The sequence below is a fragment of the Kitasatospora sp. NPDC015121 genome, from assembly GCF_055562955.1.
This window is the reverse complement of record NZ_JBVHEH010000008.1, coordinates 113,349-126,605: the sequence shown is the minus strand read 5'-3', so window position 1 is coordinate 126,605 and position 13,257 is coordinate 113,349. Positions and strand designations below refer to the sequence as shown.

Sequence of the window (13,257 nt, the reverse complement as noted above, 5' to 3'; positions counted from 1 at the left end):
CATGGAGCAGCCGAACCACCAGCCGAACCGTCAGCCGGAGAACCGACCCGAGCGGCCGCCCGGGAACCACCCGCACCCCGTCGAACCCCACCCCGCCGAACCGCACCCCGCCGAACCGCACCCCGCCGAACCGCACCCCGACGTCCGCCGCCTGCTGGCGCTGCGCCTGCGCCGCGCCCAGGCCGAGACCGAGGAGCTGCGCGCCGCGCTCGCCGCCCGCCCGCTCACCGCGCTGGCCACCGGCGTCCTCGCCGAACGCCTCGGCTGCGGACCGGCCGAGGCCGGGGCCCAACTGCTCGCGCTCGCCGAACGCGCCCACCTCGGCCCGCAGGAACTCGCCGCCGACATCCTCACCACCCTGCCCGGCGCCGCCACCGGCACCACCACCGGCCCCGGCCCCGCCCCGCCGACACCCCCGGCCGCCCCGCCCGGACGGCCACCGCCCGTCGTCGAGGACGCGCTCGGCCAGGCCGCCGACATGCTCGGGGCGACCGCCGCCGTGCTCTGGACCGTCCAGCCCGGCGGCGTGCTGCACGCCGCCGCCGCGCCCGGCTTCACCGAGACCGAGCGCGCCGCCTGGCGCCACGTCCCGCCCGGCGCGCCCGTCCTCGCCCAGCAGTCCCTGGCCCGCCGCGCCGAAATCGGCCCGACCGGCCCGATCACCGCCACCCTCGGCGCCGACCGCGCCCCCTACCGCCTCGCCGTGCCGCTGCATCGCGCCGACGGCCCCGCGGCCGTCCTCGAACTCGCCTGGCCGCGCCGCCCGTCCGAACCCACCCCCGCCGAACGCCGCCGGCTGCGCGCCGCCGCCGAGGTCAGCGCCCTCGCCCTGAGCGACCGCCCCCGCCCCGCCGCCCCGACCGACGACGGCCCGGACACCGCCGCCCTCGACGCCGCGCTCACCCCCGCCCTGCTGCTCGCCCCCGAACCCGCCGGCGGAACGCCCGCCGACTTCCGCGTCGTCCGGGTCAACGCCGCCTTCACCGACCCCGCCGCCCGCCCCCCGCACCGGATCGAGGGCCGCACCCTCACCGCCGCCTACCCGCGCGCCTGCGCCGACGGCCTGCTCGACCTCCTGCTGCGGGTGCACGCCACCGGCCGCCCGCACCACGCCGACAGCCTCGCCCTGACCTTCCTCGTCGGGCAGACCCCGACCCCCGTCCTGCTGGAGTTCGCCGCCGCCCGCCTCGCCGACCCGCCCGGCCGCCTGCTGGTCGGCTGGCGGCCCACCGGCGCCGACGACCGCACCGACCGGCTGCTGCGCACCGCCCAGCGCCTCAGCCACCTCGCCGGGTTCGAGGAGGACCTGCGCACCGGCGAGATCCACTGGACGCCGCGCACCGCCGACCTGCTCGGCCTCCCGGCCGACAGCGCGCCCATCCCGCTCGCCGCGCTGCCCGCGCACGTCCACCCCGACGACGAGCAGGACGTCCGCCGGGTGGTCAACTCGGCCCTGGAGAACGGACGCTCCGACTCGGCGGTGTTCCGGATGCGGCACCTCAGCAGCTACACCCACTACGTCCGGCTGGTCGCCGAACCCGTCCCCGACCCGACCGGACGCACCGCCGTCGTCCACGGCGCCTTCCAGGACGTCTCCGCCCAGCACTGGACCGAGACCGCGCTCGCCGCCACCACCGAGAGCCTCGCCTCCAGCAGGCAGGAAGCCGCCGAACGCCACCTGCTCGCCCGGCGCCTCCAGCAGGCCATCCTGCCGCCCGCCCCGCCCCCGCTGGAGAGCGCCGGCCTGCGCGCCGCCGTCCGCTACCGCCCCTCCTCCCAGGAGGACCGGGTCGGCGGCGACTGGTACGACACCACCCTGCTGCCCGACCGCACCGCCCTGCTGGTCGTCGGCGACATGGCCGGCCACGGCGTCGAGGCCGCCACCGGCATGGTCGCCCTGCGCAACGCCCTGCGCGGCCTCGCCTACACCGGCGCCGGACCCGGCCGCCTGCTCGACTGGCTCAACCAGGCCACCGCCGACCTCACCGGCGCCGCCACCGCCACCGCCGTCTGCGCCCGCTACCACCCCGACACCCGCACCCTGCGCTGGGCCAGGGCCGGCCACCTCCCGCCCGTCCTGCTGCGCGACGGCACCGCCCGCCCGCTCCCGATGCCGCACGGCATCCTGCTCGGCGCCACCGACACCCCCGACTACCAGGAGCACCACCTCGCGATGCGCCCCGGCGACGTCCTGCTGCTCTACACCGACGGTCTGGTCGAACGCCGCGACCGGTCCGTCGAGGAGCCCCTCGACCACCTCACCCGGGTCCTCGCCGAACCCGCCGCCGACCTCGACGCCCTGCTCGACCGGGCCCTCGCCACCAGCACCGCCGACACCGACGACGACACCTGCCTGATCGCCGTCGAGGTCCTCGACCGGACGGAACCGGACGAGGATGTTCCGGGCGGAAGCGTTTGACCCGGGACGAACCGGTCAGACGCCCGGCAGGACCGCAACGGGCCGGTGGACGCCGTACCCGCTGCCGAACCGAGGAGGTGCGACCGCCGTGCTCGCGATGTTGTTGGTATTGCTGCTGATCATCATCCTGTTCGGCGCCGGATTCGCCGTGAAGGTGCTGTGGTGGATCGCGCTCGCCGTGCTGATCCTGTGGCTGATCGGCTTCGTGGCCCGGGGCGCCGGAACCGGTGGCGGCCGCGCCCGCTGGTACCGCTGGTGACGGCCCGGCCGGGCCGCTGAACGAAGACCACTGAGACCACTGAACGAAGACGGAGGAGAACGCATGAGCATGGTCCAGGAGACCATCGAGGTGGACGTCCCCCTGCACACCGCGTACGACCAGTGGACGCAGTTCGAGGACTTCCCCCGCTTCATGGACGGCGTCGAGCAGGTCGTCCAGATCGACGAGCGCCACAACCACTGGCGCACCAAGATCGCCGGCGTGACCCGGGAGTTCGACACCGAGATCGTCGACCAGCTGCCCGACCAGAAGATCGCCTGGCGCACCGTCGGCGGCGACGTCCAGCAGATGGGCGTGGTCAGCTTCTCCCGGCTCGACGACACCCGCTGCGAGGTCCGCCTCGCGATGGACTACGACCCCCAGGGCATGGCCGAGCACGCCGCCGACGCCATGGGCATGATCGACCGCCGGGTCCGCGGCGACCTCGACCGGTTCAAGACCTTCATCGAGGAGCGCGGAGTGGAGAGCGGCGGCTGGCGCGGCCGGATCACCCCCTCCTGACCCCGCCACCCGCACATCCGCGCCGCCCCGCCCGTCCGGCGGGGCGGCGCCTCGGCGCGTCCGCCGCGCACCCGCCCGCCCCCACGGCCCGCCGCCGGACGGGGGTTTGCCGGACGCCGGGGCGGACAGCCGCGAAAGCATGGACACCCGCCGCACACCCGCCGACTGGATGGACACCCCCGCCGGCTGGACGTTCCTCGACCCCGTCGCGGAACGGATCGCCGACCTCGTCCGCCGCCTGCCGCTCGGCCCGGCCCGGGACGTGCTGCACGGCCGCCAGCTCGGCCACCCGCTGCACCCCGCGCTCGCCCAACTGCCCGTCGGCTGCTGGACCGCCGCGACCCTGCTAGACGTCACCGGCGGCGACCCCCGCGCCGTCCGCCGACTCACCGCCGCCGGACTCGCCGCCCTGCCCCCGGTCGTGCTGGCGGGCTGGGTCGACTGGTCCCGCCTCCCGCCCGCCCACCGCCGCACCGGGCTGACGCACGCCGCCGGCGCCGCCACCGCCGCCCTGCTGCACGCCGCCGCACTGCGCGCCCGCCGCCGCGGCCACCCCGCCCGCGGCCGACTGCTCGGCCTGGCCGGCACCGGCGCCGTCGGCCTGGCCGCCGCCCTCGGCGGCCACCTCGGCTACCGGTACGCGGCCGGCGCCGCCCACGCCGAAGCCGAACCCCGGCTGGCCCCGCCCGACTGGCACTCGCTCGGCCCGACCGCCGACATCCCCGTCGGCCGGCCGGTCCGCCGCCGGCTCGGCGACGTCCCCGTGGTCGTGGTCCGCACCGCCGACGACGGCTGGACGGTGCTCGCCGACCGCTGCACCCACATGGCGGCCTCCCTCGCGGAGGGCGAGGTCGTCGACGGCTGCCTGGAGTGCCCCCTGCACCACTCCCGCTTCCGGCTCTCCGACGGCCGCCCGACCCGCGGCCCGGCCACCGCCGACCAACCGCGCTTCGACACCCGCGTCCTGGCCGACCACCTGGAGGCCCGCCCGCACCCGGAGCAGTGACCCCGGCAGTGACCCGGCAGTCGTCTCCCGGTGGGGGACCGCGCACCGGTCCGGTCCCGTCCGGTCGGGAAGGGGCGGCGAGCGGTCGGGAAGCGGACAGTAGCGGCGTTCCCGCCGCCCGGCCGCCGACCCGGCCGGTACGCTCGCCATCCCGGTCGGCGTCCGGGTGCGGGGACCGAACCCCGCACCCCCGGCCGGCGGACACCGAGACGCACCGGGAGCCGCCGTGGACCGTCGCAGTTTCGTGGGCTTCGGCGCGGCCTCACTGGCCGCGCTCGCCGTCCAGGGCGTCCCCGGCCAGGAGAGCCCCGTCGAGCCCGGACGGCTGGCGCTCCTGCTCGGCGGTACCCGCGTCGATGAGGAGTTCGTCAGCTGGCTGGAGCACGGCGGCCACTCGCTCGCCACCCTCCCCACCGAACGGCGCGGCCCCGCCCACCGCCTGATGGACGCCCAACTCGCCACCGTGCGCACGCTGATCGACGAAGGCCGGTACGACCGCCGCACCGGACGCCGACTGCACCGGCTGGCCGCGTCCCTCGCCACCACCTGCGGCTGGTACCGCTTCGACCAGGGCCACCACCCCGACGCCGGACGGCTGTGGGAACTCGCCCTGCAGTCCGCCCACGCCGCCGGCGACCGCGACCGCTGCGCCGGAGTCCTCGCCGACGCCGCCTACCAGGCCACCTGGCTCGGCCGGCCGCGCGCCGCCGCCGCCCGCCTCGACTACGCGCTCACCGACGCCCGCCACCCCACCGCCCGCGCCCTGCTGCTGCTACGCCGCGCCCGCGCGCACGCCGCCCTCGGCGACCCGGCCGCCTGCCGGCGTGACCTGGCCGCCGCCGAGACCGCGCTCGCCGCCCCCGCGCCCGACCCGGCCCCCGCCTGGTGCCGCTGGATGGGCCCCGCCGACCTCGCCGTCGACTCCGGCCGCTGCCTGCTCGACCTCGGCCACCCCGCCGCCGCCCGGGCCCGGATCGACGAAGGACTCGCCCGGCTCCCGCCCGCCCGCGCCAAGACCCGCAGCGTCTTCCTCGCCTACCAGGCCCGCACCCACCTGCGCACCGGCGAGGCCGAACGGGCCCTCGCCGCCACCGCCGAAGCCCTCGACCTGGCCGCCCGGATCGGCGCCCCGCGCTGCACCGCCCTCGTCCGCGGCCTCGCCCCCGCCCTCGCCCCGCACCGCCGCCTGGACGGCGTCCCCGAACTGCTGGAACGCCTCGCCGCGGCCTGACGGACCGGCCGGGTGTGCACCCGCCGACCGGGGGCAGACGCGTCTGCGGCGCGCCCGGACCACCCGGGCGGACAGCCGGATGACGGAGGTCGAGATGTCCGCACCGCAACGCCGCCGCACCGTCCCGTCCACCCCCGGGGACGGTGCCGCGCACACCGCTTCGCAGGCCGCCCCGCAGGCCATCGAGACCGACGTACCGGGGAGGTTGGACCGCCTCCCGTGGTCACCCTGGCACTGGCGGATCCTGATCGGACTGGGCACCGTCTGGATCCTCGACGGCCTGGAAGTCACCATCGTCGGCAACCTGGCCGCCCGCCTCGCCGAACCCGGCAGCGGCATCGCGATCAGCACCGCCCAGGTCACCACCCTCGCCGCCGCGCTCTACGTCGCGGGCGCCTGCTGCGGCGCGCTGTTCTTCGGCTGGCTGACCGACCGGCTGGGCCGCAAGAAGCTGTTCATGCTCACCCTGGCCGTCTACCTCGCCGCGACCGGCATCACCGCGCTCTCCTGGACGCCCTGGTTCTTCTTCCTCTGCCGGTTCCTCACCGGCTTCGGCATCGGCGGCGAGTACGCGGCCATCAACTCGGCGATCGACGAACTCATCCCGGCCCGGGTGCGCGGCCGGGTCGACCTGATCGTCAACGGCAGCTTCTGGATCGGCGCCGCGCTCGGCGCGTTCGCCTCCATCGCGCTGCTGAACACCTCGCTGTTCGCCACCGACGTCGGCTGGCGGCTGGCCTTCGGCATCGGCGTGGTCCTCGGCCTGGTCATCCTGCTGGTGCGCCGGCACGTCCCGGAGAGCCCGCGCTGGCTGATCACGCGCGGCAAGAGCGAGGAGGCCGAGGCGATCGTCCGGGACGCCGAGGCGATCGTCGAACGCGAGACCGGCAAGCCGCTGCCGCCCGTCGAGGACCCGCCGATCCGGATCCGCGAGCGCGCCCCCGTCGGTTTCGTCACCATCGCCCGCACCCTGGTCTCCACCTACCCGCGCCGCACCGTCCTCGGCCTGTCGCTGTTCATCGGGCAGTCCTTCCTCTACAACTCCGTCACCTTCGGGTACGCGGCGATCCTCACCCAGTTCTTCGACGTCCCGGCGGGCGACACCGGCTACTACTTCGCGGTGATCGCCGTCGGCAACTTCCTCGGCCCGGTGCTGCTCGGCCACTTCTTCGACTCGGTCGGCCGCAAACCGATGATCGCCGGCAGCTACATCGGCTCCGGCGTCCTGCTGTTCGGCACCGCCTGGCTGTTCCAGCACGGCTCGCTGAGCGCGGTCGGGATGACGGCGTGCTGGACGGCCGTCCTGTTCTTCGCCTCGGCCGGGGCCAGCGCCGCGTACCTCACCGTCAGCGAGATCTTCCCGCTGGAGACCCGCGCCCTGTGCATCGCCTTCTTCTACGCGGTCGGCACGGCGGCCGGCGGCATCTCCGGACCGCTGCTCTTCAACGGCCTGGTCAGCAGCGGCGAGGTCGCTGACGCCACGCTCGCGTTCTGCATCGGCGCGGCCCTGATGACCGCGGCGGGACTAGTCGAGGCGTTCCTCGGCGTCAAGGCCGAACGCCGCAGCCTGGAGTCGCTGGCCGCCCCGCTCAGCCAGGTCGAACGGGCCGACGCCGCGTCCTGAGACCGGGGGCGGTGATCGATCGTCAATCGGAGGTTTATCGCGCCCCCGCACAGTGGTTCCACGGCCGCAGGAAAGTCCGCAGCCGCCACTGGGGGGAACCACCATGGGAACGTACGTCAAGATCGCCGGCGCGCTGACCGCGACCGCCGCGCTCACCCTCGCCCTCGCCGGGACGGCCACCGCCGCGCCCGCCGAGGAGGGCGGCCGGGCGGCGACCGCCTCCGCCACCTCCGCCATCGCGGCCCGCAGCACCGTGGTCAAGCTGAACAACTGGACCGGCTGCACGCTCACCCGGGAGAGCTGGTCGCTCTCGCACGGCATCTGGAGCCTGCAGCCCCCGGTCCGCATCCAGGACCAGACCCAGGGCTTCTGGGCCTCGGAGTCCAACGGCTTCGCCACCGGCACCGAGGGCGTCGTCCGGTTCTTCTCGGAGAACTGCGCGAACCCGGTGCTGAACGGCCGGATCGTCCGACTGCACTGGAGCAACCCGTACGTGGGCTCCAACAGCTACGACTCCAACGGCACGGACGTGAAGTTCTACGTCCCGAAGCCGTCCGGCGGCAGCGGCAACAACGCCGTCGCCGAGTTCTCCGTCTGGGGCCTGTGACCCCGGGCCGGTGACCCGGGCCCCGCGGCGGGGGGAGCGCGGCAGGGCTCCGCGAGCGGTGGACGACGGCGGCCGACGGCCTCGGCACCACCGCCGCGCGGAGCGCCCCGGAGGGGGACCGGGGCGCTCCGCGCACACCTCCGGACCGGTCGTCCGGTCGACCGGAGGACCGGACGACCGTCAGGAGAAGACGAACCAGTTGAGGTTGACGAAGTCGGCGGGCTGGCCGCTGCTGAAGGTCAGGTACACGGTCTGGACGCCGGTGATCCGCGCCAGGTCGGCCGGGACGGTCCGCCAGGTCTGCCAGCCGCCGGTGTTGGCCACGGCGAAACTGCCGACGGGTGCGGCGGTGGGGCTGCCGAGGCGGACCTGGACCAGCCCGCTGACCCCGGCCGCCGCGCCGGACGCCACCCGGGCGTCGATCCGGGTCGCACCGGTCGAGCCGAAGTCCAGCGAGTAGCGCAGCCAGTCGCCGTTGGCCAGCCAGCCGACGTCGGTGCCGCCGCCGGCGTCCGAGCAGGCCTCGGTCTGCGCACCCGACTGGGCCGCGTACGACTCGGCCTGCACGGTGGCGAACGCGCTGCCGCCACCACCGCCGGGGGACGGGGTGGGGGACGGGGTGCCGCCACCGCCCCCGGCCAGGCCGCCGACGGTGATCACCCAGCGGGTGGGGCTGCCGGACTGCACCTTGCCCTCGAAGTCGACGCCCGCCGGGTGCACGTCGTCGTACGGGAAGGCGTAGCCCAGGCCGTCGGGCGTGGTGGAGTGCAGGATCCGGGCGTAGTGGTTGGTGCGGGGCTGGGTGTAGAAGGCGGCCGGGTTCTCGCCGGTCGGCTGGTTGGCGTTGCCCAGCAGCGTGGTGCGGTTGAACGCGGCGGCCAGCCGGGCGCTCAGGTTGCCCATCAGGTCGTTGCCGGTGGTGAACGGCGCGTCGCTGCAGGAGAAGACCGCCAGGGTGGACGGCTTGGCGAACGACCCCGCGCCGGGGAAGGACAGCACGCCGCCGCTGACCCGGCCGGTGAACGCGCCCCAGGTGTACTGGGTGTCGATCCGCAGGTCGGTGCTCGCGTACTTGCTCCACACCTGGTCGACGTAGGGCTCGAAGTAGCCGCTGAACAGGGCGCTGTTGCCGCGGATCGCCAGGTTGGGCGCGAGCACCCGCAGGTCGGCGCCGGAACGGTTGACCACCAGCCGGCTCCAGTCCGAACCGTCGACGGCGGACTGGGCCCGCAGCGCGGACGCCACCCGCGCCAGGCCGTCGGAGGGCAGGCCGCGCACCGTCTGGGTGGCGCCGCCGGAGACCTCCAGCTGGAAGGCGATCGGCAGGCAGACCATGTCGACGAAGGTGATGTTGCCGAACAACTGGTCGTTGTTGAAGGTGAATTCGCAGAAGTCGTGCCGGACGTCGATGTTCGGGTCGGTCGGGTTCACCACCGAGGGCAGCGCCAGCCCGCCGCCGCGGTTCATCAGGAAGGTGAGCTTGGCCCCGACCGAGAAGTAGATCCGTCCGCTGTCCAGGTGCGGCAGCGTCACCCGCCGCGGCGCGGCCCCGGAGGCGTTCAGCGCGATCGCGCAGTCCACCCCCAGCGGCGTCTGGTCGTTGGCCGGGTTCGGCGGGTGGTACAGGCTCGACCCGTCCGCCCGCAGGAACGCCCACCCGCCGCCGGCCGCCGGGTCACGGCCGACCACGTACGCGTAGACGGTGTTGCTGCCGGTGGTGTTCGCCAGGTCCAGCGCCAGGGTCGCCGGCGTCTGCGCCTCGGCCCGCCCGCCGACGGCCAGGTAGGAGGCGGGCAGCGCGAGCGCGGCGGCGGCCAGCAGGGTCCGCCGGGAGACGCGGGAACGGGAGCCGGGCGCGGGGGAGTGGGCGGGGGTGGGAGTGGGCGGGGGCGGGGGCGTCATGGCGTGGGGGAGTCCTCTCGGGCGGGCGGGCGGAGCCGGCAGGGGCGCGGCCGGCCGGGGGTGGGTGCGAGGGCCGGCCGGCCGCGCGGGGGGAGGGGCCGGTGGGGGCGGCCCGTGGTCGGTGTCGCGACATCGATGTCGTGCTACCGGTGTCGCGTCATCGGTGATCGGTCATGCGTGATGTGGCATCGATGTCCCGTCATTGATGACGCGACATCCATGTCTCGTCATCGGTGAGGCGTCATCAGTGACGTGACATCAGCGATGTGGCATCGGTGACGTGGCGTCAGCCCAGCGTCCACTTCTGTGCGGCGGTCCCGTTGCAGGTCCACAGCTGCAGCCGGGTGCCGTCGGCCGCGGATCCGTTCGGGGAGTCGAGGCACTTGCCGGAGCCGGGGTTCAGGAAGTCGTTGCCGGAGCGGTGCGTCCACTGCTGGGCGCTGGTGCCGTTGCAGGTGTAGAGCTGGATGACCGCGCCGTCGTTGTGCGAGGCGGCGGCGACGTCCAGGCACTTGCCGAGGGCGCGGACGGTGCCGTCGGTGCCGACGGTCCACTGCTGGGCGGCGTTGCCGGTGCAGTTGTGCAGCTGGATGGGGGTGCTGTCGGCGCTGGAGCCGCCCGCCACGTCCACGCACATGCCGCCGGGGCCGGTGATCCGCCCGGTGTAGGTGCCGCCGGTGCTGCCGCCCCAGGTGGTGGTGTGGACGTAGTCGACGACCATGGTCTGCGGGTAGGTGGAGGAGCCGTCGGGGCTGCCCGGCCAGTCGCCGCCGACCGCGAGGTTCAGGATCGCGAAGAACGGGTGGTCGAACACCCAGCGGTTGCCGCCGAGGTCGGCGGGGGTGCGGGTCTGGTAGGCGGTGCCGTCCACGGACCAGGTGAGGGCGGTGGGGCTCCAGTCGACGGCGAAGGTGTGGAAGGCGTCGGCGAAGGCCTGTCCGGCGGGCAGGCTGTACGGCGCGCCGATGCCGCCCGCGCCGGAGTAGCCGGGGCCGTGGATGGTGCCGTGCACGGTGCCCGGTTCGCGGCCGATGTTCTCCATCACGTCGATCTCGCCGCTGTTCGGCCAGCCCGCGGTGGAGAGGTCGTTGCCGAGCATCCAGAACGCGGGCCAGATGCCCTGCCCGCGCGGGATCTTGATCCGCGACTCGAAGTGCCCGTACGCCTGGGTGAAGGTGCGGGAGGTGTTCAGCCGGGCCGAGGTGTACTGGCAGGTGCCGTACCAGCACGCCAGGCCCGGATCGGTGTTGCGCTTGGCGGTGATGACCAGGTGGCCCTGGCCGTCCAGCGCGGCGTTCGCGGCGCCCGCCGTGTAGTACTGCAGCTCGTGGTTGCCGTTGCCCGAACCGCCGGTCTCCAGCGTCCACTTGGCGGGGTCGACGGCGGAGCCGGCCGGTCCGTCGAAGTCGTCGCCCCAGTTCGAGGCGGCCACCGGTGCGGCGGCGAGCCGGGTGGTGGCGGACGGGGCGGAGGCGGTGGGGGTGGTGCCGAGCGGTGCGGCGGCCACCAGGGCGGTGGTGACGAGGAGCACGAATCCGCCGAGGGACCAACGGCGCGTGCGTGGGGCAGCAGCCATGGAGGAATCCTTTGCTTGAGAGCGCTCTCTTCGGCGGGGCGCCTCCGCCGGCAGACCCGAATCGTACGGACGGGATATCGGCATGGCAATGTCAAAGAACGGCGGATTTTCGCGACCTTTGGCGGCAACTCGCCTTCGCCTCTTGAAGGGTGAGGGTGGTCCGGTTGCGGCGATCTCGTGAGAGCGCTCTCTCGGCCAGCGCCCTCCGGCGGACGCGTCCGCTCACCCCGTACCCTCCCCGGCCTGGTCGCGGGACCCGGCCATCGCCCAGCGGATCGCCCGCACCACGGTCGAGCCGAGCGGGCGGACGGCGGCGCGGGTGAGGGGGTCGGCCGGCAGGCCCAGCAGGGCGCGGTGCTCCGGGGCGGGCAGGCCGGCGGCGGCCGCCGCCAGCGCCCCGTAGGCGGGGTAGGCGGCCAGCGGGAGGGGCGGGCGGAGCAGCAGGAAGCGGGCGGCGGCCCGGGCCTCGGCCGTCCGGGCCAGTTCCGGCCGGTAGGAACGCAGGACGGCGTCCAACTCGGCTCGGCTGCGCGGCGGTTCCTCCACCCCCAGGGCCGTGGCCACCCGGGCGGTGTCGGCCACGTAGGCGTCGCAGCCGGCCGCGTCGAGCGGCGCGACCCCGTAGGCCTGGTGGGCCCGCAGGAAGCTGTCGGTCTCCGCCGCGTGCACCCAGGCGAGCAGGTGCGGGTCGCCGGCCCGGTAGGGGACCCCGGCGGCCGTGGTGCCGCGGATGCGGGCGTGCACGGCGCGGACGCGCTCCACCGCGGCCTGCGCGTCGGCCGAGGTGCCGAAGGTGGTGACGGCGAGGAAGGTGCTGGTGCGCTGGAGCCGCCCCCACGGGTCGCTGCGGTAGCCGGAGTGCGCGGCGACCGCCGCCATGGCCGACGGGTGCAGGGACTGGACCAGCAGCGCGGCGAGACCGCCGACGAACATCGAGGCGTCGCCGTGGACCGTCCGGATCGGCCGCCCCGGGGCGAACCACCGCGGCCCCGGCGTCCCGTGGATGCGCTCCCGGGCCGCCGGGCCCTCCGGACCGGCCACCTTCGCGAACAGGGCCGCACCGAGCCGCTCCCGCAGACCGGGCGGTCCCGGTCGGCCGGACGGGTCCTCGAGGTGCTCCGCGTCCACGCCCTCCACGGTACGCCGAGCCGGGCGCGGCGGGGCCCGACCTCGTCGGAGCGCCGCGGACGCCCCCGCCCGGGCCCGCCGCTCCCCCCGCCCCCGCCCGCCACGCCACGGCGGGACGGATCAGCCGTGGACGCCCAACTGGGTCAGCAGGGTCTCGTTGTCCTCGACGTGCCAGTCCTCGACGATCCGGTCGGTGCCGACGTGCTGGATGTCGATGGCGTTGAACTCGACACGCCCGCCCGTGCCCCGGACGTCCCCGAAGGTGCCGGTGAAGTGGCCGCGGAAGACCAGGCGGGCGGTGATCAGGTCGCCGGTGACCAGCAGGTCGGAGAGCTCGCAGGTCAGGTCCGGCACCGCGGCGCGGAAGTTCGCCGAGGCGGAGGCCGGGCCGGCCGGGCCCTGCGGGCGGCCGGCGGGCAGGGTGTTGTCCGTGAAGCGCGGGCTGATCGCCGCGTCCAGGTACTCCCGTCGGCCGGTGTTCCAGAAGGTGTACAACTGCTGCGCCAGGCGCACCTCCTGGGCCGCGCGCCGCTCGCCGAGCGAGCGGTCGACGGTGAGCGACCCGGGCCGGACCAGGTCGGGCGAACGGTCGACCAGGCGCTGCGGCCAGGCCGACGTGGCCGGTCGGCGGACACCGCCGCTGCCGCCGTCGTGGGCGCGGGCCGCGGCGACGGTGCCGCCGGCCAGGCAGGCCGCCGCGACGGCGACGGCGGTGGTGCGGACGAGAGCGCGCGAACGCATGGGGTTGCTCCTCGGATCGGCCGGTCGCGCACCCGGCCCGGGGCGCGCCGGGACGCTCGGCCGGTCCGGTCGACCGGCCCGTGGTTCCTGGTGGCGCGACGCCGGTCCCGGTGCGGTGCACCGCCGGCGGCGGCCCGCCGCTGCCGCGGGGGCCGCACCACGACCCTCCCGCCGACCCCGGTCATGAGTCCAAGGCTTGTTCTCTACCCGATCGATAGAATCCACTCATGGGAAGCCCGACG

Annotated in this window: 11 protein-coding genes; 7 read left to right on the top strand and 4 right to left on the bottom strand. The window is 75.4% G+C overall.

From position 1 onward, the window contains the following. Position 1 precedes the first annotated feature (1 nt). From ACZ3J7_RS13895 to ACZ3J7_RS13865, 7 genes are all read left to right on the top strand, one after another. Positions 2-2,419 carry a SpoIIE family protein phosphatase gene (locus ACZ3J7_RS13895; protein WP_465620211.1) on the top strand — a complete coding sequence of 806 codons (2,418 nt, stop codon included), beginning with the start codon at positions 2-4 and terminating at the stop codon, positions 2,417-2,419. 88 nt (positions 2,420-2,507) lie between these two features. Further along, a complete protein-coding gene (locus tag ACZ3J7_RS13890; RefSeq protein ID WP_465620209.1) occupies positions 2,508-2,678 on the top strand; it encodes a hydrophobic protein in 171 nt (56 codons plus the stop codon). A 63-nt stretch (positions 2,679-2,741) separates the two neighbouring features. Continuing rightward, on the top strand, positions 2,742-3,200 hold the full coding sequence (locus ACZ3J7_RS13885; protein ID WP_465620207.1) for an SRPBCC family protein: 459 nt from the start codon (positions 2,742-2,744) through the stop codon (positions 3,198-3,200). 139 nt (positions 3,201-3,339) lie between these two features. Next, the gene (locus tag ACZ3J7_RS13880) at positions 3,340-4,206 is read left to right on the top strand and encodes a Rieske (2Fe-2S) protein (protein WP_465620205.1); all 867 of its coding nucleotides are present in this window, start codon (positions 3,340-3,342) and stop codon (positions 4,204-4,206) included. Positions 4,207-4,432: 226 nt separating this feature from the next. After that, positions 4,433-5,437, top strand: a complete 1,005-nt coding sequence (locus ACZ3J7_RS13875) for an XRE family transcriptional regulator (RefSeq protein WP_465620203.1) — start codon at positions 4,433-4,435, stop codon at positions 5,435-5,437. 94 nt (positions 5,438-5,531) lie between these two features. Beyond that, positions 5,532-7,061 (top strand): MFS transporter, encoded by a 1,530-nt coding sequence (locus ACZ3J7_RS13870; protein WP_465620201.1) that lies wholly within the window; start codon positions 5,532-5,534, stop codon positions 7,059-7,061. Positions 7,062-7,164: 103 nt separating this feature from the next. Beyond that, positions 7,165-7,668: an aegerolysin family protein gene (locus tag ACZ3J7_RS13865; RefSeq protein WP_465620199.1), complete on the top strand. Its 504-nt coding sequence runs from the start codon at positions 7,165-7,167 to the stop codon at positions 7,666-7,668. A gap of 180 nt (positions 7,669-7,848) precedes the next feature. Here ACZ3J7_RS13865 and ACZ3J7_RS13860 read toward each other — a convergent pair whose 3' ends face one another. The 4 genes from ACZ3J7_RS13860 to ACZ3J7_RS13845 all read right to left on the bottom strand — a co-directional run bounded on the left by ACZ3J7_RS13860 (position 7,849) and on the right by ACZ3J7_RS13845 (position 13,015). Further along, positions 7,849-9,570: a glycoside hydrolase family 64 protein gene (locus ACZ3J7_RS13860; protein WP_465620196.1), complete on the bottom strand. Its 1,722-nt coding sequence runs from the start codon at positions 9,568-9,570 to the stop codon at positions 7,849-7,851. A gap of 286 nt (positions 9,571-9,856) precedes the next feature. Beyond that, positions 9,857-11,146, bottom strand: coding sequence for a ricin-type beta-trefoil lectin domain protein (locus ACZ3J7_RS13855; RefSeq protein ID WP_465620194.1), 1,290 nt, complete (start codon positions 11,144-11,146; stop codon positions 9,857-9,859). A gap of 222 nt (positions 11,147-11,368) precedes the next feature. Next, entirely contained in the window at positions 11,369-12,274 is a 906-nt protein-coding gene (locus ACZ3J7_RS13850; protein ID WP_465620191.1) for an oxygenase MpaB family protein, read from the bottom strand. A 120-nt stretch (positions 12,275-12,394) separates the two neighbouring features. Next, on the bottom strand, positions 12,395-13,015 hold the full coding sequence (locus tag ACZ3J7_RS13845; RefSeq protein ID WP_465620188.1) for an ester cyclase: 621 nt from the start codon (positions 13,013-13,015) through the stop codon (positions 12,395-12,397). Positions 13,016-13,257: the final 242 nt, after the last annotated feature.